At 58.7% G+C, this 24,690-nt stretch carries 20 protein-coding genes; 9 read left to right on the top strand and 11 right to left on the bottom strand.

Annotation, left to right across the window (positions count from 1 at the left end; translation table 11 throughout):
* Nucleotides 1–24: 24 nt before the first annotated feature.
* Complete coding sequence (gene lsrR / locus PGS10_RS07940) at nt 25–996, bottom strand: transcriptional regulator LsrR (RefSeq protein ID WP_045392282.1); 972 nt, start codon at nt 994–996, stop codon at nt 25–27.
* Nucleotides 997–1,214: 218 nt separating this feature from the next.
* Between lsrR and lsrA the strand changes: the two genes are divergently transcribed.
* The 6 genes from lsrA to lsrG are packed head-to-tail and all read left to right on the top strand — an operon-like array spanning nt 1,215 to nt 6,927.
* Nucleotides 1,215–2,702, top strand: a complete 1,488-nt coding sequence (lsrA, locus tag PGS10_RS07935) for an autoinducer 2 ABC transporter ATP-binding protein LsrA (protein WP_213797123.1) — start codon at nt 1,215–1,217, stop codon at nt 2,700–2,702.
* Nucleotides 2,699–3,733, top strand: a complete 1,035-nt coding sequence (gene lsrC / locus PGS10_RS07930; protein WP_047077809.1) for an autoinducer 2 ABC transporter permease LsrC — start codon at nt 2,699–2,701, stop codon at nt 3,731–3,733. Before lsrA ends, lsrC begins: the two co-directional genes overlap by 4 nt.
* Nucleotides 3,734–4,732 carry an autoinducer 2 ABC transporter permease LsrD gene (gene lsrD / locus PGS10_RS07925; RefSeq protein WP_316422707.1) on the top strand — a complete coding sequence of 333 codons (999 nt, stop codon included), beginning with the start codon at nt 3,734–3,736 and terminating at the stop codon, nt 4,730–4,732. It begins immediately after the preceding gene.
* Between the two features lies 1 nt (nt 4,733).
* Nucleotides 4,734–5,735, top strand: coding sequence for an autoinducer 2 ABC transporter substrate-binding protein LsrB (lsrB, locus tag PGS10_RS07920; RefSeq protein ID WP_316422706.1), 1,002 nt, complete (start codon nt 4,734–4,736; stop codon nt 5,733–5,735).
* Between the two features lie 11 nt (nt 5,736–5,746).
* A complete protein-coding gene (gene lsrF / locus PGS10_RS07915; protein WP_032733837.1) occupies nt 5,747–6,634 on the top strand; it encodes a 3-hydroxy-5-phosphonooxypentane-2,4-dione thiolase in 888 nt (295 codons plus the stop codon).
* Nucleotides 6,631–6,927 (top strand): (4S)-4-hydroxy-5-phosphonooxypentane-2,3-dione isomerase, encoded by a 297-nt coding sequence (lsrG, locus tag PGS10_RS07910; RefSeq protein ID WP_045392277.1) that lies wholly within the window; start codon nt 6,631–6,633, stop codon nt 6,925–6,927. The genes lsrF and lsrG overlap by 4 nt, the downstream gene beginning before the upstream one ends.
* A 189-nt stretch (nt 6,928–7,116) precedes the next feature.
* On the opposite strand, the gene ygjK is transcribed toward lsrG, so the two are convergent.
* The 6 genes from ygjK to ebgA form a co-directional block, all read right to left on the bottom strand.
* Nucleotides 7,117–9,468, bottom strand: a complete 2,352-nt coding sequence (ygjK, locus tag PGS10_RS07905; protein WP_316422705.1) for an alpha-glucosidase — start codon at nt 9,466–9,468, stop codon at nt 7,117–7,119.
* 17 nt (nt 9,469–9,485) lie between these two features.
* Nucleotides 9,486–10,544 carry a protein YgjJ gene (ygjJ, locus tag PGS10_RS07900; RefSeq protein ID WP_316422704.1) on the bottom strand — a complete coding sequence of 353 codons (1,059 nt, stop codon included), beginning with the start codon at nt 10,542–10,544 and terminating at the stop codon, nt 9,486–9,488.
* 13 nt (nt 10,545–10,557) lie between these two features.
* Complete coding sequence (locus PGS10_RS07895) at nt 10,558–11,991, bottom strand: amino acid permease (RefSeq protein ID WP_047065572.1); 1,434 nt, start codon at nt 11,989–11,991, stop codon at nt 10,558–10,560.
* A 229-nt stretch (nt 11,992–12,220) separates the two neighbouring features.
* Nucleotides 12,221–13,654, bottom strand: coding sequence for an amino acid permease (locus tag PGS10_RS07890; RefSeq protein ID WP_047043183.1), 1,434 nt, complete (start codon nt 13,652–13,654; stop codon nt 12,221–12,223).
* Nucleotides 13,655–13,748: 94 nt separating this feature from the next.
* Nucleotides 13,749–14,198, bottom strand: coding sequence for a beta-galactosidase subunit beta (locus PGS10_RS07885; RefSeq protein WP_004900777.1), 450 nt, complete (start codon nt 14,196–14,198; stop codon nt 13,749–13,751).
* Complete coding sequence (gene ebgA, locus PGS10_RS07880; protein ID WP_316422703.1) at nt 14,198–17,287, bottom strand: beta-galactosidase subunit alpha; 3,090 nt, start codon at nt 17,285–17,287, stop codon at nt 14,198–14,200. Before ebgA ends, PGS10_RS07885 begins: the two co-directional genes overlap by 1 nt.
* A gap of 147 nt (nt 17,288–17,434) precedes the next feature.
* Here ebgA and PGS10_RS07875 point away from each other — a divergent pair, with 147 nt between their 5' ends.
* On the top strand, nt 17,435–17,845 hold the full coding sequence (locus tag PGS10_RS07875) for a hypothetical protein (protein ID WP_316422702.1): 411 nt from the start codon (nt 17,435–17,437) through the stop codon (nt 17,843–17,845).
* Between the two features lie 333 nt (nt 17,846–18,178).
* On the opposite strand, the gene ebgR is transcribed toward PGS10_RS07875, so the two are convergent.
* A complete protein-coding gene (ebgR, locus tag PGS10_RS07870; RefSeq protein WP_009485173.1) occupies nt 18,179–19,162 on the bottom strand; it encodes a transcriptional regulator EbgR in 984 nt (327 codons plus the stop codon).
* A 207-nt stretch (nt 19,163–19,369) separates the two neighbouring features.
* On the opposite strand from ebgR, the gene PGS10_RS07865 reads away from it, so the two are divergent.
* On the top strand, nt 19,370–19,702 hold the full coding sequence (locus tag PGS10_RS07865; protein ID WP_015369597.1) for a tRNA-binding protein: 333 nt from the start codon (nt 19,370–19,372) through the stop codon (nt 19,700–19,702).
* 42 nt (nt 19,703–19,744) lie between these two features.
* Here PGS10_RS07865 and ygjG read toward each other — a convergent pair whose 3' ends face one another.
* Both ygjG and PGS10_RS07855 read right to left on the bottom strand, forming a co-directional pair.
* Complete coding sequence (gene ygjG / locus PGS10_RS07860; RefSeq protein ID WP_047043175.1) at nt 19,745–21,124, bottom strand: putrescine aminotransferase; 1,380 nt, start codon at nt 21,122–21,124, stop codon at nt 19,745–19,747.
* Between the two features lie 264 nt (nt 21,125–21,388).
* Nucleotides 21,389–21,907 (bottom strand): PadR family transcriptional regulator, encoded by a 519-nt coding sequence (locus PGS10_RS07855; protein WP_015369599.1) that lies wholly within the window; start codon nt 21,905–21,907, stop codon nt 21,389–21,391.
* Nucleotides 21,908–22,135: 228 nt separating this feature from the next.
* Here PGS10_RS07855 and PGS10_RS07850 point away from each other — a divergent pair, with 228 nt between their 5' ends.
* Nucleotides 22,136–22,909 carry a siderophore-interacting protein gene (locus tag PGS10_RS07850; RefSeq protein ID WP_316422701.1) on the top strand — a complete coding sequence of 258 codons (774 nt, stop codon included), beginning with the start codon at nt 22,136–22,138 and terminating at the stop codon, nt 22,907–22,909.
* Between the two features lie 103 nt (nt 22,910–23,012).
* Here the strand turns inward: PGS10_RS07850 and PGS10_RS07845 are convergent, their stop codons facing one another.
* Nucleotides 23,013–24,662 (bottom strand): glycerone kinase, encoded by a 1,650-nt coding sequence (locus PGS10_RS07845; protein ID WP_316422700.1) that lies wholly within the window; start codon nt 24,660–24,662, stop codon nt 23,013–23,015.
* Between the last annotated feature and the right edge of the window lie 28 nt (nt 24,663–24,690).

Here is a 24,690-nt window from a genome sequence, read left to right as displayed (position 1 = left end):
CTGTTGTCGCGCGGCGCCAGGCCGTCAGGAGGCCAGTGCGAGCACCGCGCGTGCTGTTGTCTCTTCCGTTACCAGGCCATTAATGCGCTTGCCAATCAGAGCGGCATGAATCGCCTGCGCTTTTTGTTCTCCCCCGGCGACGCCGACGATGGTGGGCAGCTGCGCCAGCTCATCAAGGGTTACGCCGAGGAGTTCCCGATGGATCTCCAGTCCTTCTACCGGCCGGCCGTCGGCCTGCAGGAAATAACCTAAAATGTCGCCGACCGCGCCTTTGCGCGCGTACATCAGCTGTTCGCCCTCGCTGATATAGCCGGAGCGTAAAATGGTGGCGTCGCGCCGCTGATCGATGGCGCCAATGCCAACCACCGCCGCGTCCGCCGCCATCGCCGCCAGCATCACGTCGCGCACGCTCGACTCGCGGCGCAGGATCTCGGCGACCTCCGCCGAAGAGACCCGCAGCGGCGCCGGAATAATGCTGACGCTGCAGGCGGCATCAAGCTGGCCGATGCCGGTCATATAAGGGCCGACGCCGCCGGAGAGGGTCACCAGCCGCACCTGCTGCGAGCCAATAAATCCGCTGAGATGCTGCAGGCAGCTCATGGTGGCTTCGCCGAACCCGACCGCCAGTAGTTGACCCGGTTGCAGAATGCCCATCAGCGACTGCGCCGCGCCGATCCCCAGCCGGGTATTCATCGGCGGGGTATTGAGCGCCGGCAGCACGCGGGCAAGCTTGAGGCCAAAACGCTGCTGGAGTTCGCTTTCCAGCGCCAGGCAGCCCTCATAGCGCGAGTTGATCTGCACGCGGATCACTCCGGACTGGCGGCCTTTCTCCAGCAGGCGGGAAATTTTCAGCCGTGGCAGCCCCAAACGCTCGCCGATGTCATTTTGCGTCAGGCCGTCGTGGTAGTAACACCACGCCACCCGCGCCACCAGCTCTTCCTCGGCTAACGCCAGCCCGGCGTAGCGGTTCTCTTCCGTAATGCGTTTTTCGCTCATAAATTGAACTCTTATAAAAATTTAGATCATATGTTCGCTATTGCGCGGTCGGAAAGTGTGAGCCGACTGGCAAAACGGATCTTTCATCGCTGGCGCATTTATTCCTGACGATCTAAAGCACTAAAGTGTGATCTTCGCACGGTTGTAAATATAGTTCACCGTCTACGCTTTTGAACATTATTAAATTTAAAAATCATTTGTTCAATTGGGGCGTGATGATGAAGCCACTGTTTGAAGCTCGTCAGATTTGCAAACAGTTCTCCGGCGTTGCGGTGCTGAAGGGCATCGATTTCACGCTATGCGCGGGCCAGGTGCATGCGCTGATGGGCGGCAACGGCGCGGGTAAATCAACGCTGATGAAGATCATCGCTGGCGTTGAAACGCCGGACAGCGGTGAACTGACGCTCGGCGACCGCGCGTTTGCGCGTCTCAATCCGGCGCTGGCGCACCAGCTGGGCATCTATCTGGTGCCGCAGGAGCCGATGCTGTTTCCCAACCTCAGCGTGCGCGAGAACATTCTCTTCCGCCTGCCGAAGCGGGCGGATACCGCCGCGCGGTTGCAGGACAAACTGCAGCAGTTGAACTGCCAGATCAACCTCGACGCCAGCGCCAGCACGCTCGAGGTAGCCGATCAACAGATGGTCGAGATCCTGCGCGGGCTGATGCGCGAGGCCAGGATCCTGATCCTGGATGAACCCACCGCCTCTTTAACGCCGGGTGAAACCGAGAGACTGTTTAGCCAGATCCGCGCGTTACAGGCGCTGGACGTTGGGATCGTCTTTATCTCACACAAATTGCCCGAAATCCGCCAGCTTGCCAGCCATATTTCGGTGATGCGCGATGGCGCGGTGGTGCTGAGCGGCGAGACCGCGGCTTATCGCGATGAGCAACTGATTAACGCTATGACGCCGGCCAGCCGCGACCATGCGCTGAGCGACACGCAAAAGCTGTGGCTGGCGCTACCGGGCAACCGGCGTACTCAACCGCAGGACTTTCCCGTGCTACGGGTGGAGGATCTCACCGGAGAAGGTTTTATCGATCTCAATCTGGAGATCCGCGCCGGAGAGATCGTCGGTCTGGCCGGGCTGGTAGGATCCGGGCGCACCGAATTTGCCGAAACCCTATACGGCCTGCGTCCACCGCGCGCCGGGCGGATCTGGCTGGAGAACCGCGAGATTAGCCGCGACAGCACCCGCGCCAGGCTAGCCAGCGGGCTGGTCTATCTGCCGGAAGACCGCCAGGTCTCGGGGCTGTTTCTCGATGCGCCGGTGCGCTGGAACACGGTGATGTTCAATCAGCCGTCGTGGTGGCAGCAGGGGAAACGGGAGGCGGCGGTGGTTGAGCGCTATCACCGTGCGCTGGGGATCAAGCTGGCCGATGGCGATCAGCCGGTGCGCACTCTCTCTGGCGGTAACCAGCAGAAGGTACTGCTGGCGCGCTGTCTGGAAGCCAATCCGTTACTGCTGATTGTCGATGAGCCGACGCGCGGCGTGGATGTCTCCGCCCGCGCCGATATCTATCAACTGCTAAAAAGCGTTGCCGCGCAAAACGTGGCGGTGTTGATGATCTCCAGCGATCTGGATGAGTTCGTTGGCCTGGCCGACCGGGTGCTGGTGATGCATCAGGGCCGCTACAGTGGCGAATTGGCGCGGCAGGCGGTGACCGTCGATCGCATGATGACCCTGGCCTTCGGAGGGCAGGCATGAAAACGTTACTGAAGAATCGCGAACTGAGCGCCTTCTTTGCCATCGTGGCGCTCTTTGTTGTGCTGGTGGCGCTCAATCCAGCCTATTTCAGCCTGCAGACCCTGGCGATGATTTTCGCCAGCTCGCAGATCCTCTGCCTGCTGGCATTAGGCGCGACGCTGGTGATGCTGACCCGCAATATTGATGTGTCGGTAGGCTCGACCGTTGGGCTGTGCGCCATCGCCGTCGGCGTGGCGCTGAACAACGGTTACGGGCTGGCGACGGCTATCGCCTTCGCGTTGGCGATTGGCGCGCTGGCCGGGGCTTTTAACGGCCTGCTGGTCGTGGGACTGCGCATTCCGGCGATTGTCGCGACGCTCGGTACGCTGGGGTTGTATCGCGGAGTGATGCTGCTGTGGACCGGCGGGAAATGGATCGAGGGCTTGCCCGACAGCCTGAAATCGCTCTCGGAGCCCGCGTTTATTGGCGTGTCGCCGCTGGGCTGGCTGGTGCTGGCGCTGCTGCTGGCGGGCGGCTGGCTGCTGTCGCGCACCGCCTTTGGTCGTGATTTTTACGCCGTTGGCGATAATCTCGCCGCCGCGCGTCAGCTGGGCGTGGCGGTCAACCGCACGCGGATGCTGGCCTTTACCCTCAACGGCATGCTGGCGGCCTGCGCCGGGATCGTCTTCGCCGCGCAAATTGGTTTTGTGCCTAATCAGACCGGCAGCGGGCTGGAGATGAAAGCCATCGCCGCCTGCGTACTGGGCGGGATCTCGTTGCTCGGCGGTACCGGTACGCTGCTCGGCGCGTTTCTCGGCGCCTTTTTCCTCACCCAAATCGACACCGTGCTGGTGCTGTTCCGCCTTCCCGCCTGGTGGAATGACTTTATCGCCGGCCTGGTGCTGCTCGGCGTGCTGGTGCTCGATGGCCGCCTGCGCCAGGCGCTGGCCCGCCATCAGCGGGCGCTAAAGTACAGCCGTTTCCAGCCCGGTAATAAAGGGGGCAAACAGGTTGTCCGCTTTCCCGAACGCAAAAGCAAAGAGGTGGCTTAAATGAAGCTGAAGCTTAACTGGGAAAGCGCGCTGCTGGCGTTGCTGATCGCGGAAATCCTGCTATTCGGCGCGTTGAATCCGCGCATGCTGGATCTCAATATGCTGCTCTTTAGCACCAGCGACTTTATCTGCATCGGCATCGTCGCGCTGCCGCTGACGCTGGTGATCATCAGCGGCGGGATCGATATTTCGCTGGGCTCGACCATCGGCCTGTGCGCTATCGCCCTTGGCGTAATGACCCAGGCGGGCTGGCCGCTGTGGCTGGCGGTATCGCTGACGTTGCTATTGGGGCTGCTGTGCGGGTTATTTAACGCCGCGCTGATTCACTACACCGGCATCAGCCCGCTGGTGATCACCCTCGGGACGCTGTATCTGTACAGTGGCGGCGCGCTGCTGCTTTCCGGGATGGCCGGCGCGACCGGTTACGAGGGGATTGGCGGTTTTCCCGATAGCTTCACCGCCTTCGCCAATTTAACCCTCGCAGGACTGCCGCTGCCGCTGGTGCTGTTCGCGATTATCACCTTTTTCTTCTGGCTGCTGGCCCATCGCGGGCGCTTTGGCCGCCACCTCTTTTTACTCGGGCAAAACCCGCGCGCCGCGCGCTATGCCGCGCTGTCGGTGAACGGCATCCCGTACGTGCTGTATGGCCTGGTTGGCGTCGCATCGGCGGTCGCAGCGCTGGTGATGGTCTCCTATTTCGGCTCGGCGCGTTCGGATTTAGGTCGCGACCTGCTGATGCCGGCGCTGACCGCGGCGGTGCTTGGCGGGGCCAATATTTACGGCGGCTCGGGATCGATACTGGGTACCGCGCTGGCGGCGTTGCTGGTGGGGTATCTGCAACAGGGTTTACAGATGGTCGGCATCCCCAACCAGGTGTCGAGCGCGCTGTCAGGGGCGCTGTTGGTTGTGGTGGTGATGGGGCGTTCGCTGAGCCTGCACCGTGAATGGGTGCGCGCAACCTGGCGGCGTCTTTTCTCGCATAAAACAATCGGAGCATAAAATGAAATTAAAACTGATCGTGCTGGCGCTGACGATGAGCGTGGTTACCGCGCAGGCGGCGGACCGCATCGCCTTTATTCCGAAGCTGGTTGGCGTCGGCTTCTTTACCAGCGGCGGCAACGGCGCGAAAGAGGCGGGGAAAGCGCTGGGCGTTGATGTCACCTATGACGGCCCGACCGAGCCCAGCGTCTCCGGGCAGGTGCAGCTTATCAACAACTTCGTCAACCAGGGCTACAACGCGATTATCGTCTCCGCCGTCTCGCCGGACGGCCTGTGCCCGGCGCTGAAGCGGGCGATGCAGCGCGGGGTGAAAGTCCTGACCTGGGATTCCGATACCAAACCGGAGTGCCGCAGCATCTATATCAACCAGGGCACGCCGCAGCAGCTCGGCGGCCTGCTGGTGGCGATGGCGGAAAAGCAGCTCAGCAAACCTGCCGCCAAAGTGGCGTTTTTCTACTCCAGCCCGACGGTGACCGACCAGAACCAGTGGGTGAAGGAAGCCAAAGCCAAAATCGAAAAAGAGCATCCGCAGTGGCAAATCGTCACCACCCAGTTTGGCTATAACGATGCCACCAAATCGCTGCAAACCGCCGAGGGGATCTTAAAAGCCTATCCGGATCTCGACGCCATTATCGCGCCGGATGCCAATGCGCTGCCGGCGGCGGCGCAGGCGGCGGAGAACCTCAAGCGTCAGGGCGTGGCGATTGTCGGCTTTAGTACTCCGAACGTGATGCGCCCGTACGTTGAGCGCGGCACGGTGAAAGCGTTCGGCCTGTGGGATGTGGTTCAGCAGGGCAAAATTGCGGTTAACGTCGCCGATCGATTGCTGAAAAAGGGCGATCTTAACGTAGGCGATAGCGTTGAGGTGAAAGATATCGGCTCGCTGAAGGTCGAACCGAATAGCGTGCAGGGCTACCAGTATGAAGCGAAGGGCAACGGTATCGTGCTGCTGCCGGAGCGCGTGGTGTTCAGCAAAGAGAATATCAACAACTACGACTTCTGACGGAGGATGAGATGGCTGATTTAGACGACATCAAAGAGGGTAAGGACTTCGGTATCGACCGCCCGCAGCAGAACACGCTGTATACCCTGAAAGGCTGCGGCTCGCTGGATTGGGGCATGCAGTCGCGGCTGGCGCGCATCTTTAATCCGCACAGCAACCGCACGGTGATGCTGGCCTTCGATCACGGCTACTTCCAGGGGCCAACGACCGGGCTTGAGCGTATCGACCTGTCGATTGCGCCGCTGTTTGCCGACACCGATGTGCTGATGTGCACCCGCGGCGTACTGCGCAGCCAGGTACCGGCGGCCACCAATAAGCCGGTGGTGCTGCGCGCCTCCGGCGGTAATTCGATTTTGAGCGAACTCTCTAACGAATGCGTGGCGGTGGCGATGGAAGACGCGCTGCGTCTCAACGTTTGCGCGGTGGCGGCGCAGGTCTATATCGGCAGCGAATACGAACATCAGTCGATCAATAACATCATCAAACTGGTGGATGCCGGCAATCGCTACGGTATGCCGGTACTGGCGGTTACCGGCGTCGGCAAAGAGATGGCCCGCGATGCGCGCTACTTCTCGCTGGCCAGCCGGATTGCCGCCGAAATGGGGGCGCAGTTTGTGAAGACCTATTTCGTTGAGGAAGGCTTTGAAAAAGTGACCGCCAGCTGTCCGGTGCCGATCGTCATCGCCGGCGGTAAAAAACTGCCGGAGCATGAGGCGCTGGAGATGTGCTGGCGGGCAATCGACCAGGGGGCGTCCGGGGTGGATATGGGGCGCAATATCTTCCAGTCCAGCGCCCCGCGCGCGATGCTGAAGGCGGTGAAAAAGGTGGTGCATGAGAATCTGAACGCGCGCGAAGCGTATCAGTTCTGGCAGGAAGAAAAACAGGGAGAGCTGAAATGAACGTAACGCTGGTGGAGATCAATATTAAACCCGAGCGGGTGGATGAGTTTCTCGAGGTGTTTCGCGCCAACCACGAAGGCGCGCTGCGGGAACCGGGCAACCTGCGCTTTGATGTCCTGCAGGATCCAGAGGTGAAAACCCGCTTTTTTATCTACGAAGCCTATAAAGACGATGAGGCGGTGCTGGCGCATAAGAAGACGCCGCACTATTTAGCCTGCGTCGAAAAGCTGGAGGAGATGATGTCGCAGCCGCGGCAGAAGCGCAGCTTTATCGGCCTATTGCCGGCGGTGTGAGACGAGCCCTCACCCCGACCCTCTCCCGAGGGGAGAGGGAGAAAAGCGGGCCGGAGCAGTGAATAAAAACGGCATCGAACGGTTCCCTCTCTCCAGTGGGAGAGGGAGAAAAGCGGGCCGGGGCAGTGAATAAAAACGGCATCGGACGGTTCCCTCTCCCCTGTGGGGAGAGGGTTAGGGTGAGGGGAATTACGGCTTACGGAAAAACTCGTTATACAACATATATAAATGCGCCGCGCTCCACGAGAAGTTGGGCGCCCCCTGCTGGGCGCCGGTCAGCGGATTGTAGTTCTCCTGAATAGGGCCATCGGCGGTTAAGCCTTTGGCGTGCTGGAAGAAGGCGTCCGCCAGCTTCAGCGCCTCATCGCGATGACCGTAGCGCTCCATTCCCTTCAGGCCGAACCAGAACTGATCCACCCACACTCGTCCGCGCCAGTAAATATCGGCGCCAAAGGCCGGGTTGGTCAGCGCGGCGGTACCCAGCGGCACAAAGGTGTTGAACTCTTTCGGGTCGAGCATCACCGAAACCACATCGTCAGCATGTTGCTGCGTCGCCGCGCCGTTAAACAGCGGCGACCAGCCTTCCGGCCCTTTGCCGCGCTCGACGATCGGTTTACCGGCGCAGCCGTTGGCCAGCGGTTGTTCCTCGATACGAATGTCGTAATAGAAGCGGGTCTGCGGGTCGAACATGCAGGTATTGATATAATCCGCCAGCTTCGCCGCCAGCGCCTGATAGCGCTTTGCCTCTTCCGCTTTGCCAAGAATGGTCGCCATCTGCGCCAGATAGTGGTTATCGCTGTACATATAGCTGGCCTGATCGACCGACTCCTGAAGCAGCGAATATCCCAGCAGGTTGCCGTTGCGGTCGCGGTTTTCGGCGAATTTCACCGTCCAGTCGCTGCGTTTGCCGCCGTTGGCGACGTATTTATCCAGCTGTTCTTTATCGATAAAACCAAATACCGCCGCATCGTCGCGCCCGGATTCCCACGATGCCGCTACCTGCGCCGGGATTTCGAGGTTGTCGTAATCGCCTTTGGCCGTCACCTGCTCGTAGGCGCTAAGGCCGGAAAGCGTCTGCTCGGTTTGCCCTTTTTTCACCGTGAACAGCATGGCGCCGTCGGCGGTGTTGTGCGCCTTATCGCGGGTCGCGCCATATTCCGGCACGCCGTTACCGTTATGGTCGCGGTTGCGTAGCCACCAGTCGTGATAGGCCACCAGCTTCGGATACATCTCTTCCAGCCATGCTTTATCTTTGGTGACGTTATACACCTCCATCACCGACCAGGCCGCGAGGCTTGGCTTGGTGTTGCGTTCGTTCCAGTTGCTGCCGTCGCCGCCGCGCTCGGGGCTCAGGTTCCAGGCAATCAGATCGGGCACAAATCCGGCATCCTGCGGGCGCACCTTATCATTGGCTTTAATCTGCCAGGAGAAGACGGCGCGGATATTCTCTTTGGCGATATCCGGGTTGAAGTGGGCCATGGCGTAGGCCTGTTTCCAGGTATCCCACGGCCAGGTCTGGTTGCCGGAGAACCAGCGGCCGGTCACGGATGGGGTGACGGTGTGGTAATGCACCGCGCCGCCCGGCGCGCGCCAGTTGCCGTTGAGCGTCTCAATGGCTTTCACCGCCACGCGGGTCTGTTCAGCGGTAGCGTCTGGATTGCTGAGCCCTTTTTGCAGATAGCCGTCCCAGCGCTGTTCGGAGGCGGTGAGATAGTAAGCCGGGCGCGCCAGAATATCGCGGATCTGCGCTTTTTCCCGTCGCGCTTGCTCCGCGGTGAGCAGGTGCGAATAAGTGGTGTAGAGGGTGGTGGAGCCGCGGATCTCCGCGCTGCTGGTGAAGCGGTGACCGTCGATACGGGTCTCGGTTGCCAGCGAACGGTGGATCTGATACTGCGATTCGCCGGAAGTCATCAGGTCAGAGGCGGCGCGAACCTTGCCAAAGCTGACCGTCAGGCCGTCGGGCGTGGCGCTCAGACGGCGCTGATAGTCCGGGAAAGCTTGATCAATGGTTTTGCCCGACAGCGCTTTACCCTCTTTGGCGGCCAGTTTTTCCAGCAGTTCGCCATCCCACACCAGCTTCAGTGGAGTGTTGCTGGTGATTTTGGTCTCCACTAGCGAGGTATGGGCGCTGGCGAAGCGCAGCGTCATCTCCACCTTCACGCCGGGCGCGGTCAGCGTTTGTTTCAGCGCGCCGGGCAGGCTCCAGGCCTGCAGGGTGAAATCGACCTTTTTGCCGTTCTGATACACCGTCAGGCGATCGAAGTTGGTGGCCATAAAGTTGATGTACTCTTCGGTCAGCAGCGCCGGGCCGGGGAAACCGCCCATGGTCGCCGGGCCGTCGGGCAGCAGGTGGCCGTGCCACGCCCCGAGGTCGAAAAAGGGGTTGAAGCGCTGGTGGTCATCGGCGTCGAAATCCTGCATATACTGCGGCGCGCCGCTACGATCGATGACGTTTTTAAACGCCTGCGCGGTGACGGCGTGGGCGGAAAAACTCAGCATCAGCGCGCAGGCCAGCGGCGTCAGCGTAGTGGTGAGGTTCATGGTATCTCGGCTCCTTGTTACCAGTAGAAGTATTGCATCAGGAAAATTTTGTCGCTCGGGTCGCCGCTGGCGTTGCTGGTATAGAAACGGCTGTCGGCGGCGGTGGCGAAACGCCCGCCGCCGTATTCGTACCAGATGCCAAATTGCATAAACGCGGTGGTTTCATCAGCGGCGTGGTCCGGGTGGTGTTTGGCGTAGCTGTATGCGGTGGAGAAGTAGAGCCCGCTTAATGCTTCATACATGGCGCTGGCCATAAAGCCGGTTTCACTGCCGGGAACATCCAGCCCTTTGGCGCGGCCGGTATGGTGCCAGGCGCGGAAGGCCAGATTGGGCGACAGAACGCCGGTCAGGAATAGCTGTCCGGTGCCGTCGGTCACTTCAAGGCCGTTCATCCAGGTGACATCTTTGACGATGTCGTACTGCACGTAGCCGTTGACCATTGCCGGATAGGTGTACTTATCGTCATAGCGATCATATTTGCCGAAGTGCAGCCAGGCCTTGCTTTCATCGTGATGACCGGCCGGCGTGGCGGTGACGCTATAGCGGAAATCGCCGCTGCGGTTTTGTACCTTCAGCGCGTACATGATGTCGCGGGTATTGGGGATCACATAACCCAGATCGGGGGTAAAGTCGCCCCACCACTGCAGGTCGTCCAGCGACGAGTCCTGGCGCAGGCTGAGCATGATCTCGGTGTTGTTATCGGTTTTATAGCCGCCATAGAGGCGGTTAAGGCCGCCTTCCACGCCGCCCCAGCTGTGGCCGGGCGTCCAGGCATTGCCCTGGCTATCGGCCTGTACCGTCCAGGCTTCGCCGTAAATCAGCCCGAACCAGTGGCCGTTTTTGACCTCCAGCCCGCCCTCGATATAGGTGCCATCGCTGTATTTATGTTTGTCCTCGCCTTCTAAATCCATGTATCCGCCAACCCCCAATTCGCCGTAAAAGCGATAGGAGGTGGTGGTTAATTCCGGCGTTTTGGTATCGTCGTGCTCGGCCGGATGGACAGTCTCAGCGGCCGCCGCAGGGGCGCAAAAAGCCAGGGCAACGAGTGCCCCGTATAAGTAAGTGTGAGTTTTCATTTTTTTAAGGTATTTAAGAGGTATGGGAAGCCGGAGCCGCTTCTATTTGTTGTTGTTCCTGGGTTAATCCTTTGACGTATCTGCTGTATTTCCACCACGCGAAGCCAAGGAAAATCACGATCCCGCCAACGTTGTAGAAAATAATGGTCAGGATGTTGCCGCCGGTTGGGAAGGTTGAGGCGACGAAGCCGATGGCGAAAATCACAATCAGCATGGATACCACCACGATGCCGGTGGTACGCGAGCCCATGCGGAAATCGCGCGGCAGATGGTCGAGTTTGCGGCGCAGGTTGAGGTAGGCCAGCATGATGAACAGCGGCGGCAGCATGGAAGCGGCGGCGGTCATGTTGATGATGGTGTTCATCAGATCCTGCACGGTGTTGGATCCCAGCGTCGGGATAATCATCAGCGGAATGACGATCAGATACTGGATCCAGGCCGCGCGCGCCGGGACGCCGTTCTCATTGAGCTCGACGGTTTTTTTACCAAAGATGCCGGAGGGAATTTCCGAGAAGAAAATTTTTACCGGGGTGGCGGTCCACATCAGCAGCGAGCCAAACATCGCGGTAAACGAAACGAGGCCGACGAAGCGGTTCATCAGCATTTCCGGCAGGCCAAAGTAAGCCGCCAGGCCGTGGAACACCTGCACCGATCCGCCGGTAAACTTCAGCTCTTTACTGCTGACGAAGACGTTGATCAGCACGGAGGAGATCGAGTAAAGCACGCCGATGAAGATCCCGGCGAGGATGATCACTTTGACGAAGGATTTCGAGCCGCCTTTCACATCGTTGACGTATACCGCCACCGATTCCGCGCCGCCCGCCGCCATAAAGATCCACGTGGTAATACCAAGGAACGCCCAGTTGAAGTTAGGGATCATCGCCTCGACGGTGATCGGATCCGCTGGCTGCACGCCGCCTACCAGCGCGGTACCGGCCAGCAAAATATAGGAGAGCGTTAGCAGCAGCATCAGCGATGAGGTGACGGAGGTGATAGGCCCCAGCATTTTCGCGCCGTTGGTGGAGATCCAGGTGGAGAAAGCGAACAGCGCCATGCTCAACACGGTAGTGGCGAACGGCGTCAGAATGTATTCGTAGCCGAGGAAGGCGTAAGAGGCATAGGCGATCACGCGCGGCAGCAGCGAGGTGAAGAAAAACAGATTTACGAACCAGTAGGTATAGGCGGTGATAAACGCCCAACGGCCGCCGAGCGAACTCTTCACCCAGGCGTAAACCCCGGCCTCGGAGTTTTTATTCAGTGACACGAACTCGGCGATAATCAGGCAAAACGGAATGAAGTAGAACAGGGTGGCGAGGAAGAACATCGGCGCCGACGCCAGCCCCAGTTCGATATTGTTGTTGATGACGTTATTGAAACTGTAAACGGCGGCAAAGGTCAGCGATAGCAGGCCGAACTTGCCGATGGTATTACGTTTAGTATCAGACATAACACATCTCCACACATTGTCCTTCAGAGGGTCGCTGAAGGGGGTTGTGTTGTTTGTAGGGTAGAGGTAGTTAAGAATTAATGTCGATTTTAGTAAAAGTTTTAGTAAATAGAAGTAAGGAAACCGAATAGCTTTAACTCGATCACGAAAAAGGTTGAGTAATACGTAATCAGGTGAGGGATAAAAAAATCCCGCCAGCCGACGAGGGGCTGACGGGACGACAGGAACGTTACTTACCGGCGGCGGCAGCGTTAACCGGCGCCGCGGCGCGCAGACGTTGCTGCTTTTTTTCAAAGCGGGTGATCCACCACCACGCCAGGCCGGAGAAGACCGCGGTCATAAAGACGTTGATAAAGAAAGCGTTAACCAGATCGACACCCGGCGGGAAAGCCGAAGCAGTCATGCTGATGACGAAAATAACCATCAACATGGTGACCACGCTCATGCCCACTTTCCTTGAGCCCATACGGAAATCGCGCGGCGTGTCATCGTGTTTCCAGCGGAAGACGAAGTAGGCGGCCATGATGAACAGCGGCGGCAGCATGGCGGTGCCGGCGGTGAGATTAATGGCGGTGTTCATCATCTGCTGCACGCTGGCGGAGCCGAAGCCGTTAACAATCAACATCAGGAAAACGAACAGGAACTGCCACCAGGCGGCGCGTACCGGCACGCCGTGGGCGTTCAACTCGGTGGTTTTCTGGCCGTAGATACCTTTCGGGATTTCCGAGAAGTGGATTTTGACCGGCGCGGCGGTCCACATCATCATGCTGCCGAAGATGGCGATAAACAGAATGATGCCGACGAAGCGGCCCATCAGCGCTTCAGAAATGTGGAAGTAGGCGCCGAGACCGGTAAAGATTTCCACCATTCCGCCGGCGTAGGTCAGGTTTTCACGGGCGACAAAGACGTTAACCAGCAGCGAACCTAAGGCATACATACCGCCAATCAGCACCCCGGCGGTGATGATGACTTTAATAAAGGATTTCTGCCCGCCCTTAGTGTCGTTGAGGTAGGCGGCAACGGTTTCCGCGCCGCCCGCGGCCTGGAAAATCCAGCACATGATACCGAGCGTCGCCCAGTTGATGGTCGGCTCCATCGCCGCCAGGGTAATCGGCTGCGCCGGGACGTGACCGGAACCCAGCGCGGTCAGCGCGCCGACGACGTAAATCGCGAACAAAGCGAACACGCCGTAGGCCACACATTCGGAAATTTTACCCAGCCAGGTCGCCCCTTTGGTGGATATATGGGTGGCCATGGCGAACAGCACGATGGAGATAAGCGAGGTCACCATCGGCGAGAAGGGGATCGCGTACCCGGTGATCGCGTATGAGGCGTAGGCCACTACGTTCGGCAACAGCGAGAGGAAAAAGAACAGGTTCACAAACCAGTAGAGGAAGGAACCAAGATAGGCGGCGCGGGTACCCAGCGGCTGCTTCAGCCACGCGTACATCCCAGATTCAGAGTGTTTGTTGGCCGAGACAAATTCGGCGATGATAAACACGAACGGGATAAAGTAAACGATAGTGGCGAATAAGAAGATAGGCGCGGAACTGAGACCTAACTCGATGTTATTATTGACGATATTTCGCACGTTAAAGACGGCGGTAAAGGCCATCGATAGCAGCGCGAACTTGCCGATTTTGGCACGTACAGACTCGGACATACGTCCTCCAATCATTCATCTACCCGCCTTAGCGGGCTGGAACCGAAAGGCCAACGGGTGTACCCGTTGACCTCCCTTGTCGCTTAACGCGGGTTTACTTATTGAGGAAGTATCCGTCTTCAACCGTGACTCGCAGCACCACTTTTTTTACCGGCGCATCGCAGATAAAGCGGTAGGCTTCGTCGATATCGCAAATCACCATCTGCCCTTCGTGAACCTTCACCGTTTCACCGATCCCTTTCAGGTATTCGCGATCGGTTTCGTCGCGGTAGCAGGCGACGGTTTGCAGATTTTCTTTGGCGGCAAACTCGATTTTCTGCTGCCCCTGCAGGTAATAGTGCACCTCAAAGTAGCGGCGGTTGCCGACAAATAGCGCATCGGTCGTACTATCGGTTTCCACCCGATAGGAGAGCGAATCGCCAATGGAATGCGCCACGCCCGGGCGGATGTTGTCGATGTTATTGATGGCTTCCACGCAGCGCTGCCATTTGCGGCCGCTATGATAAACCTGCTTAAACTGTTCTAAATTATCGAGAATTCTCATTATTCAGCCTCGCTGTGTGCAACGGGGGAAAAGAAACCGGCGCCGAAGCTATGGTTCGCCAGTACCTGCGAGGTGCCGCATCCGCCCTCCAGCGGCAGCAGCGTAAAGCCATAGTTGAAGGTGTTGAGCCAGACGCGCCAGCTATCCAGCACTTCGCTGCCCCAGGAGTTGGAGCCGAGGCCGAGCAGTTGCGCATCGATATTCAGGGTGATGTCATCGCTGCGCTGCAGTTCGTTGCAGTGCTGGGCGGCGTGCAGGTTTTCTGCCGTAAAGTGCCACGCGCTGACGTTGAGCGGATTGCGCGGAACGACCAGCAGACCGCTGCCGTGGCGGTCGCTGAACGATGCCCAGCGCACGTGCTGACGATTAGCGTTGTTCTGCGGGAATGGATAATTGACGAACATATCGTCGACGGTGGTATGCCAGATATCAATGATGTTGCTTTGCTGGCTGTCGGCGTAGTTCTCGCCCGGCCCGCGGCCATAGTAGTTCACCTGGTCGAACTCACCGTTAATGCCCAGCATAAAGCCGATGCACGGGACAATGTGTGGATAGTCGCCGTAGCGCTCGCCGGCCAACTCAACGTTGATGTGGCCCTGCGGGGTAATCTGCCAGCGATAGGTACAGCGCATACCGAAGTCGAACACCGGCGGCGCAATCACGCTACGGGTGGTGATCACCACCGTTTCGCCCTCTATTTCAGCGCTGAATTCGCGCAGATGCTCCTGCATTATCTGCAGGTGGGCCGGCTGCCACAGTCCTTCGTATTCCTGTTTATGGTTATCAATCATGGGCTTGAAGAAATTGATCTTCGGTTCGCGGGTTACCTGGTCGACGCCGTTGACCTGCCATTCGCTCAGTTTGCCGCTGACCTTGCTGAACACCACGCGGAAGTTATGGCCGCAGATGGTGTAGCTGAGGCGTTCATCGACAATCTGCAGCGGCGTGGCGCTGGCGTTTAACAGCGGCGTTCGCGCGGCGGTTCGCGCTTTAAGCGGGAACTGATAGACGGCGATATCGTGATTGGCTTCGCTATACGGGGTGCGCGAATCTTTGGTCACCATGATGTTGACGAAAGCTTCACGTTCGTCGAGCTGCGGGAGGGCGATTTGCAGGTCGCGGCCGCTGTTCGGCGCCAGGTCTTTCACTTTCAGCAACTGACTGGAGAGCGTTTCGCCTTCGGCGCGCACTTCAACGCGCAGGGTGTAGTCATCGAGAGTGGAGAACCACAGTTTGTTTTCCACCCGCAGTTCGCCGCGGCAGATATCCCGCGCCTGCACTTTTACCGGCGCGATGACCTGTTTGTATTCGCGCAGGCCCGGCCCCGGCGTCTGGTCGGAGAAAATCAGGCCATCAAGACAGAAGTTGTAGTTGTTCGGGTAGTCACCATAATCGCCGCCGAATTTGTACCACACCGCGCCGTTTTCGTCGCTGGCCTGAATACCGTGGTCGCACCATTCCCACACGTAGTGGCCCTGGATACAGTCGTGCTGGTAAAAAACGTTCTGATATTCAGTTAGTCCGCCGGGACCGTTGCCCATCGCATGGGCGTATTCGCAAATAATGCGTGGTTTTTCATGTGGGTGCTCGCCGAATTCGTTCATCAGCGGTACGCGGGTATACATCGTGGAGATGATATCCACCACCTCGGCGTCGCGATCCTCTTCGTAGTGCACCAGCCGGGTATCATCCAGCGCTTTGGTGGCGTGGTACATGGCGCGGATGTTGCAGCCATAACCGGATTCGTTACCCAGCGACCAGATGACGATCGACGGATGGTTTTTCTGCGCGTGCACGTGGCGCACGATGCGCTCAACGTAGATGTGTTCCCAGGCCGGGTCGTCGGTGATGGCGCTGAGGTTGCCGACGTTGGCGAAACCGTGGGACTCCACGTCGGTTTCCGCCATCACGAACAGTCCGTAGATATCGCACATTTCATAGAAACGCGGGTCGTTCGGGTAGTGGGCGGTGCGCACCGAGTTGATGTTGTGCTGCTTCATCAGCAGCAGATCTTTTTCCACGCGATCCATGCCGACCGCGCGGCCTTTCAGATGATCGTTATCGTGGCGGTTTACGCCGTGCAGCATCACGTAGCGGTTATTGATATAGAACAGGCCGTCGCGCACTTTGATATCGCGGAAACCGACGCGCTGCGGGATGATTTCCAGCACCTCGCCGGCGGCGTTCTTTAACGTCAGCACCAGATGATAAAGATACGGGCTTTCCGCCGACCACTGCTGCGGCGCGCTCACATCAATCGTGAAGCCAGTGTTCAGCTGCTGGCTGACCTGCAGTTGACCGACGTTGCCCGAATAAAGCGCCTTTTCGCCGTCGAACAGGGTATATTCCAGCGTCGCCGCCGCCGTCTGCGGAGCCAGGTTTTCCAGCGTCAGCTGGCAGGAGAGGGTCGCGTCGATGTAGTCATCGTTAAAATCGGTGCGCACGGTGAAATCCTGCACGTGCAGCGGATTTTTCCCCACCAGATAGACGTCGCGGAAAATGCCCGCCGACCACCACATGTCCTGATCTTCAATATAGGTGGAGTCCGCCCACTGCATCACGCGCACGCACAGCAGGTTGTCGCCGGTTTTCACCGCCGCGCTGATATCGAACTCGGCGGTCAGGCGGCTGCCTTTGCTAAAGCCGATGTACTGGCCGTTAACGTAGACTTCGAAATAGGTTTCGACGCCATCGAATTTAATGATGGTTTGTTTGCCCTGCCAGCCGTCGCCGAGGGTGAACAGGCGCTGGTAGGCGCCGGTCGGGTTATCGGTCGGGACATAGGGCACGTCGATGGGGAAGGGGAAACCTTCGTCGGTGTACTGCAGCTGACCGTAGCCTTCCATCTGCCACATACCCGGTACGGTAATTGGCCCCCACTCGTTCTGATAGCATGAGGTAAAGCTCTCCGGTACCAGCAGCGGGTTGGTGAAGAAGCGGAAGTTCCACTGCCCGCTGAGGGACAGGAAGCGGCTGCTGGTTTCGCGGGCGAAGGTCCGCGCCTGGGCCAGTGAGTCGTAAGAGAAGAAATACGCCCGCGGCGGCAGCCTGTTTTCATGAGTGAGTTGAAGGTTTTCCCAGCGATTCATATCGCCTCCCTGAACGGCTTAATAAGATAAAACTCATTTTAGTAAAACTTTTACTAAATAAAATCGTCAGGGATGATTTACTTTAACTTGATCACAAAATGAGCCGCTTTATGCCGGGTGGCGGCTTTGCCTTACCCGGCCTACAGAATGGCGTTCCGGCCAGGACCGGTAACCCGGCCAGGCGAAGCGCCGCCGGGGAACTGGATGGGGGATGAAGCCGCTTTATGCCGGGTGGCGGCTGCGCCTTATCCGGCCTACAGAATGGCGTTCCGGCCAGGACCGGTAGCCCGGCTAAGCGAAGCGCCGCCGGGGAACTGGATGGGGGATGAAGCCGCTTTGTGCCGGGTGGCGGCTGCGCCTTACCCGGCCTACAGAATGGCGTTCCGGCCAGGACCGGTAGCCCGGCCAGGCGAAGTGCCGCCGGGGAACTGGATGGGGGATGAAGCCACTTTATGCCGGGTGGCGGCTGCGCCTTACCCGGCCTACAGAATGGCGTTCCGGCCAGGACCGGTAGCCCGGGCAGGCGAAGCGCCGCCGGGGAACTGGATGGGGGATTAAGCCGCTTTGTGCCGGGTGGCGGCTTTGCCTTACCCGGCCTACAGAATAGCGTTGCGGCCAGGACCGGTAGCCCGGCTAAACGGAGCGCCGCCGGGGAACTGGATGGGGATTAAGCCGCTTTATGCCGGGTGGCGGCTGCGCCTTACCCGGCCTACAGAATGGCGTTCTGGCCAGGACAGGTAGCCCGGCCAGGCGAAGCGCCGCCGGGGAACTGGATGGGGGATGAAGCCGCTTTGTGCCGGGTGGCGGCTGCGCCTAACCCGGCCTACAGAATGGCGTTCTGGCCAGGACCGGTAGCCCGGCTAAGCGAAGCGCCGCCGGGATGGGGTTGGATTAACGGGTGGTGCCGCGCAGCTTCAACACGCTGGGAACAAAAACGTTAAGCGGCAGGGCGCGGCCATCGCGGGCCTTCTCGATCAGCAGGTTCACCCCCTGACTACCCATCATTTCGGAGTGGATCCGCACCGTCGACAGCGGCGGGAAGGTAAAGCGCGCGGTGGGGATATCATTGACGCTAATCAGCGAAATATCTTCCGGGATCGCCAGCCCGCGTTCGTGAATGGCGCGCAGCACGCCAATGGCGATGGAGTCCGAGGCGACAAACAGCGCCCGCGGAAATTCCGCTTGCGCCAGCATCTGCTTCGCCAGCTCATAACCGGACGAGCTGGAAAAACCGCCGCGCCAGATATCATCGGCTGAAACCACGCCCTTCAACTGGCCGTACTCCACAAACGCCACTTCGCGAATATCGGCCTTGCCGGGCTGGTCCTGGCCGCCGATAAATCCAATACGCGACGCGCCCTGCTGGATAAAGAAGTCGACCACCTCTTTAGCGATACGTACCAGGTCGATATCCACCGCATCGTACGGGCTGCCGGCTTCGTGGAAATCAATAAAGCAGATATTGTCGGTCAGCGCGCTGGCGGTTTCGCGCAGCTCGCGCGTCGGCTGGCCGATAATCAATACGCCGGTGACCTTTTTCAGCTCGGGCAGGGTGTTATTGAGATAGCAGTTGGTGAGCTCGATGGCGAGCTTTTCGCACTGGGTTTCAATACCGTGGCGAATGGCGAGATAGTAAGGGTCGTTAATTTCCAGCTCTTGCTGGTAGCTGTACAGCGCCAGGATATGATGGTGGCCGACGGGTAGGACCTGCGTTTTACGCGCGCTGCTGCTTTTATATTCAAGCTTCTCCGCAATCTCGAGAATGCGATGCTTGGTCTCTTCTTTCACGTTCAGGGTGGGATCGTCGTTTAACACCCGGGAAACCGTCGCCAGCGAAACACCCGCTTCGGTCGCAATGTCTTTTAGCGTTGCCATCTTTTTCCTTTATCGGACGTTGCCCATGTTTGCTCATCCATTGTAAAGCAAGCGTCGCGTCCTGCACCTTATTTCAGTAAAAAACGCCTGCGCGCGAGGGCTGTTTTCCCCGGCGATAGCGTGACAGAAGTAGCATTATTCTCAGCATTATGCAGACGAACGGCAAAAACTTGCTATCTTTTAGTAAAAATTTACTGGAGGTGAGAGATGGATACCGTAGCTTACGCTGATTTTGCCAAACTGGAGATGCGCGTCGGCAAGATTGTCGAGGTGAAGCGCCATGACAATGCCGACAAACTGTACATTGCGCGGATTGATGTCGGCGACCGCACGCTGCAGACGGTCACCAGCCTGGTGCCCTACTACAGCGAAGAAGAGCTGCTGGGGAAAACGGTGGTGGTGCTGTGTAATCTGGCGAAAGCCAAAATGCGTGGTGAAACTTCTGAGTGCATGCTGTTATGCGCGGAAACCGAGGATGAAAGCGAAAGCGTGCTGTTGACGCCGGAGCGCGTCATGCCGGCAGGCGTGCGGGTGGTATAACGCGAAAATACCCTCTCCCAGCGGGAGAGGGTCGGGTGTGAATTATGTCTCTTCGACCGAAACGCGCAGTGCCGCCAGCGCCTTGCGCGCCGCCTTCAGCACCTGTTCGCACTGTTCGAGGGTGAGCGTCAGCGGCGGTTCAACGCGGATCGTCTTGGCGTTGTTTAACGTCCCGGCGACCAGCACCCGCTGTCTGAACATCTCGCTGGCAAAGTTATAGCCAATCTCGTTATCGACAAACTCAATGGCCATCAGCATGCCTTTCCCACGGACTTCATTCACCAGATCCGGATATTCGCGCGCCAGTTGACGGAAGCCGTCCAGCAACAGATCGCCTTTTTGCTCCGCCTGCGCCGGCAGGTTCTGCGAGAGCAAGACGTTGATCGTCGCCAGCGCCGCCGCGCAGGCCAGCGGGTTGCCGCCGAAGGTGGTGGTGTGCAGGAATGGGTTATCGAACAGCACCGAGAAGACCTCTTCCGTCGCTACCGTCGCGCCGATCGGCATTACGCCGCCACCGAGCGCTTTAGCCAGACACAGAATATCCGGCTGCACGTTTTCATGCTCGCAGGCGAACATCTTGCCGGTGCGGCCCATGCCGGTCTGTACTTCGTCGAGGATCAGCAACGCGCCAAACTCGTCGCACAGTTTACGGACCGCCGGTAAGTAACCCGCCGGCGGCAGGATCACGCCGCCTTCGCCCTGGATAGGCTCAAGGATCACCGCCGCGACGTCATCACCGGTTTTCTTGCATTCGCTCAGAATGGAACGCATGGCGTTAATATCGCCGAACGGCACGTGACGGAAGCCCGGCAGCAGCGGCATAAACGGTTTGCGGAAGGTCGATTTCGCGGTGGCCGACAGCGCGCCGAGCGATTTACCGTGAAATGCGCCGCTGGTGGCGACGAAGGTAAACTTGCCGCGCGGAGACTGATAGGCTTTTGCCAGCTTCAGCGCCGCTTCCACCGATTCCGTGCCGCTATTGCAGAAGAAACTGTATTTGAGCTTGCCGGGCGTTAAGGCCGCCAGCGTTTTCGCCAGCATGGCCCGCAGCGGGTCCAGTAGCTCCTGGCTGTGAAGCGGTTGTTTCGCGAGTTGATTTTCGACGGCGGATACCACAACTGGATTACGGTGCCCTACATTGAAGATGCCAAACCCACCAAGGCAGTCGATAAACTCCTGTCCCTGGGTGTCGACAAGCGTATTTAACCCTCCCGCTTGCCACTCTACGGCTCCGTAATCCCCGCCGGCTGTGACCGATTTTCTATACTCCAGAAACCCCGGGTTCACATGTTCTTTAAAGTATTCTCTCACCTCCTGGTTCAGTGCTTTCATTTCGTCATGGGAGAGCGATTGCTTCTCGATGAGATTCAGTGCGTGCGCGCTGCAGGCCAGAGCCGATGCGCTGGAAGGTAACCTGTTCAAAATGTGCTCCTGGGGGGGGCGTATCACATGATACTGAATTAAGTATTGCAGGGATTACGCCAGCCTGGCAGCGACGATGAAAATCGGGATAAACGCAAAGTTAAGGCGCAAATGTGCAAAATTTAATCTCATAACTTAATTATTGGCACGTTTTATTCCTGAGGCTGCAAGATAAACTGCCGTTGGGGTGTGAAGCGGTATGAATTGGGGTGGTGCAGGCTGCCGCGTGATGGAGCAGCCTGGGAACTATTGTGGTGCGAGAGGTTAATCGAGCTGGGAGATTTCCATCGCCGCGCGGTCAATCACGCCGATGATCTGTTTCAATTGAGCGTCGCTGATGCTCTGCTGGTTGACCTTCAGGTCCAGCACCGCTTTAAAGTTTTCCAGCGCGCGTTTCATCTGCGGATTTTTGCGCAATTCGCAGCCGACCATGCGTTCCTGCAGGCGCGTCTGAATTTGGCTTAACAGCTCGCCGCTTTCGGCGCGCAGGCGGCGTCCCTCTTCAGTGATAGCGATTTTTTTACGCCCATTCTCCTCTTCTACGCTAATCAATCCCTGATCCTGCAGCAGGTCGAGCGTCGGATAGATAACGCCGGGGCTGGGGCTGTAATTGCCCTGCGTCAGCGCCTCAATCTCTTTAATCAGCTCATAGCCGTGGCTGGCGTTGCGCGAAAGGATATCGAGGATCACCAGGCGCAATTCGCCGTGGCCAAAGAAACGCTGGCGGCGTCCACCGCCGCGACGGCCCTGTTCGCCGTGGCCCTCTTCGTGATGATGTCGCATCGATGTCTCCTGTATTTTTGATATATCTAATTTATATCTAAAAAATAATAAATGACAATGGTTTATTTTTAATTTATTGATAATAAATAATTTATTTTTGCTTTTGGCTTTATTGTGTCTTTCTCTCGCTTTATATCAAAAAAAACTTGCCATTTTCACTAATGGCAATCATTATCATTTGCACTGAGTTTAGATATATCTATTTACCCTTCAACAAGGCGACGACGGATGACCACAATTAAACAAGCAAAATATCCGCAGCGCGTGCGTAACGAACTACGTTTTCGCGAATTAACCGTGCTGCGCGTTGAGCGTATCGGCCAGGCGTTCCAGCGGATTGTGCTGGGCGGCGAGGCGCTGGATGGCTTTGTTTCCCAAGGTTTTGACGACCACACTAAACTGTTTTTCCCGCAGGCGGGCAGCGTATTTACGCCGCCGGAAGTGACCGACGAAGGCATTAACTGGGGCGAGGGCGTGCGCCCGGCGACCCGCGACTACACGCCGCTGTACGATGCCGAACGCCACGAGCTGGCTTACGATTTTTATATCCACGATGGCGGTATTGCCAGCCGCTGGGCGCTGGAAGCCAACGTCGGCGATAAGCTGGTGATCGGCGGGCCGCGCGGTTCGCTGGTGGTGCCGGAAGATTACGCCTGGCAGCTTTATGTCTGTGACGAGTCGGGAATGCCGGCGCTGCGCCGCCGCCTGCTGGGATTGCGCCAGCTGCCGGTGACGCCGCAGGTGACGGCCATCGTCTCTATTGCGGATGCTTCGTATAAAGATTATCTGGCGGATCTCGACGGCTTTAATATCGAATGGGTGGTAGGCCACAACCCGGCGTTCGTCGCCGAGCGCCTGGCGCAGGTTAAGGTGCCGTCAGAAGATTATTTCATCTGGCTGACCGGTGAAGGCGCGGTGGTGAAATCGCTGCTGGCGCGCTTTGAGGATCCGAGTATCGATCAGCAGCTGGTGCGTTCACAGGCGTACTGGCATAGCAAATAATAGATAGAGCGGTAAACCCGGATGGCGGCGCGTTGCGCCTTATCCGGGCTTTTATTCGGCGGTGTTACGTCGCTCCGGTAAGCGCAGCGCCACCGGGGGAGGCTTAGCGCTCAGCCAGCGCCTTAAACACCATCGCTACCGCGTGGGCGCCGGGGTCCATATTGCCGAGCAGGCTCTCGCTGTTGAGATAGGAGGCGCGTCCGGCGCCGGCTTTGCTCGACTGGCAGGTGCGATCCGCGCCGGCCTGCGCCGCGGCAAAAGCGGCCTGCAGATTATCCGGTTCGGCCAACAGCGCCGCCAGCGCCGGCTGTAGAGCATCAATCATCGTCCGGTCGCCCTCATCGGCGCCGCCGTAAAATTTCATCTGCCCCAGACCGGCATTCAGCGCTTCCGCCATGCTGGCGCCTTGCTCCAGCTTCTGCCCGGCGGCGGTGAAGAAAATCGACATCAAGACGCCGCTGGAGCCGCCCATTACCACCGTCAGGCGTTCGCCAATCAGCGCGAACAGCGTGGGTAAATCATTGAGCGGCAGTTGCTGGCGTTGCAGCAGAGCGGCAATCTCGCGCGCGCCGGCGGCGAAAGTGGAGCCGGTATCGCCGTCGCCCACTTTGGCGTCCAGCGCGTTGAGATGGGCTTCGAGGCCGGAGAGGGTGCTGGTCACCTGCGCCACGTAATCGCCCACCTGCGGGTTGGCCGATGGCGTAAAGGCGACGCGTGCGCTGGCGAGCGCGGACGGCATGATATTAACGGCCCGCGGCTGCACCGGCTTCTGCCAACTGGCGGTTTCGACATCCGACAGCAGCGCCTTTTCAATGCTCTCTTCCAACACGATAGTGGTCAGCGAGAAGCCTTTCATATCCAGCGCCGTTACCAGCGAAGCGGGGCCAATCAACCAGTCAACGCGCGTAAGGAGTGGGGTGTTGGCCAGTTCGCGGGTCAGGATCGCCATCTCGGCCACCGACACGCCGCCGAGATTATTGAGCATCACCGCCAGGCGGCCGGTTTCAGGTAGGGCGGCGGTCAGCTTCTCTACCATAATCTGCATGATTTCCGCGCTGTTATGGGTCGCGATCGTCGAAGCTCCCGGCTCGCCGTGGATGCCCATCCCCAGCTCGGCGTGGCCAGGCTGATGGCGCGGCGCGCTTTCCGCTTCCTGCGGCAGGTGACAGCTGGCCAGCGCCACCCCGATGCTGGCGGTGTGGTTGGCGGCGTATTGCGCTTCGCGCAGGACGGTGGCGAGGTTGAAGCCGCGCTCGGCGAAATAGCCCGCCACTTTATGCACCAGAATGGTCCCGGCGATACCGCGCGGCTGTTTGTTATCCGGCAGCGAAATATCGTCGCCGACGATCAGCATCTCCACGTTGTAGCCAAGACGGCGCGCTTTCTCCGCCGCGAGGCCGAAGTTAAGCCGATCGCCGGTGTAGTTTTTAACGATCAGCAGACAGCCCGCCTCGCCGGTCACCGCCTGAATCGCGGTGAGTACCGCATCGACGCTCGGCGAGGCGAACAGATCGCCGCAGACCGCGGCGGTCAGCATGCCTTTACCAATAAAGCCGACGTGCGCCGGTTCATGGCCGGAGCCGCCGCCGGAAATCACCGCCACGTTGTTTTTATTCAGATCGCGGCGCACCACCACGCGGATCGCCGGGTCGCTCTCCAGCCTGGCGAGGTTGTTCCACGGGCTGGCAATAATGGTTCCCTCGATCACGTCGTTAACGAGGCTGGCGCGCTGGTTAAAAAAGAATTGAGACATAGTGGTTCCTGAACAGTAAGCGAAAACT

The organism is Klebsiella sp. 141153, from assembly GCF_032601995.1.
Lineage (GTDB): Bacteria > Pseudomonadota > Gammaproteobacteria > Enterobacterales > Enterobacteriaceae > Klebsiella > Klebsiella aerogenes.
Note: the sequence above shows the minus strand (reverse complement) of the source record. Positions and strands in the feature narration are given on the sequence as shown.

What these genes read in the sequence shown, in the direction of transcription:
- PGS10_RS07875 (WP_316422702.1), top strand. Translation starts at nt 17,435, where the DNA reads ATGGCGTTCCGGCCAGGACCGGTAACCCGGCCAGGCGAAGCGCCGCCG.
- lsrG (WP_045392277.1), top strand. Translation starts at nt 6,631, where the DNA reads ATGAACGTAACGCTGGTGGAGATCAATATTAAACCCGAGCGGGTGGAT.
- lsrD (WP_316422707.1), top strand. Translation starts at nt 3,734, where the DNA reads ATGAAGCTGAAGCTTAACTGGGAAAGCGCGCTGCTGGCGTTGCTGATC.
- PGS10_RS07895 (WP_047065572.1), bottom strand. Translation starts at nt 11,991, where the DNA reads ATGTCTGATACTAAACGTAATACCATCGGCAAGTTCGGCCTGCTATCG.
- lsrC (WP_047077809.1), top strand. Translation starts at nt 2,699, where the DNA reads ATGAAAACGTTACTGAAGAATCGCGAACTGAGCGCCTTCTTTGCCATC.
- lsrF (WP_032733837.1), top strand. Translation starts at nt 5,747, where the DNA reads ATGGCTGATTTAGACGACATCAAAGAGGGTAAGGACTTCGGTATCGAC.
- lsrA (WP_213797123.1), top strand. Translation starts at nt 1,215, where the DNA reads ATGAAGCCACTGTTTGAAGCTCGTCAGATTTGCAAACAGTTCTCCGGC.
- PGS10_RS07850 (WP_316422701.1), top strand. Translation starts at nt 22,136, where the DNA reads ATGACCACAATTAAACAAGCAAAATATCCGCAGCGCGTGCGTAACGAA.
- lsrR (WP_045392282.1), bottom strand. Translation starts at nt 996, where the DNA reads ATGAGCGAAAAACGCATTACGGAAGAGAACCGCTACGCCGGGCTGGCG.
- PGS10_RS07845 (WP_316422700.1), bottom strand. Translation starts at nt 24,662, where the DNA reads ATGTCTCAATTCTTTTTTAACCAGCGCGCCAGCCTCGTTAACGACGTG.
- ygjJ (WP_316422704.1), bottom strand. Translation starts at nt 10,544, where the DNA reads ATGAAAACTCACACTTACTTATACGGGGCACTCGTTGCCCTGGCTTTT.
- PGS10_RS07890 (WP_047043183.1), bottom strand. Translation starts at nt 13,654, where the DNA reads ATGTCCGAGTCTGTACGTGCCAAAATCGGCAAGTTCGCGCTGCTATCG.
- PGS10_RS07885 (WP_004900777.1), bottom strand. Translation starts at nt 14,198, where the DNA reads ATGAGAATTCTCGATAATTTAGAACAGTTTAAGCAGGTTTATCATAGC.
- PGS10_RS07865 (WP_015369597.1), top strand. Translation starts at nt 19,370, where the DNA reads ATGGATACCGTAGCTTACGCTGATTTTGCCAAACTGGAGATGCGCGTC.
- PGS10_RS07855 (WP_015369599.1), bottom strand. Translation starts at nt 21,907, where the DNA reads ATGCGACATCATCACGAAGAGGGCCACGGCGAACAGGGCCGTCGCGGC.
- ebgR (WP_009485173.1), bottom strand. Translation starts at nt 19,162, where the DNA reads ATGGCAACGCTAAAAGACATTGCGACCGAAGCGGGTGTTTCGCTGGCG.
- ygjK (WP_316422705.1), bottom strand. Translation starts at nt 9,468, where the DNA reads ATGAACCTCACCACTACGCTGACGCCGCTGGCCTGCGCGCTGATGCTG.
- ebgA (WP_316422703.1), bottom strand. Translation starts at nt 17,287, where the DNA reads ATGAATCGCTGGGAAAACCTTCAACTCACTCATGAAAACAGGCTGCCG.
- lsrB (WP_316422706.1), top strand. Translation starts at nt 4,734, where the DNA reads ATGAAATTAAAACTGATCGTGCTGGCGCTGACGATGAGCGTGGTTACC.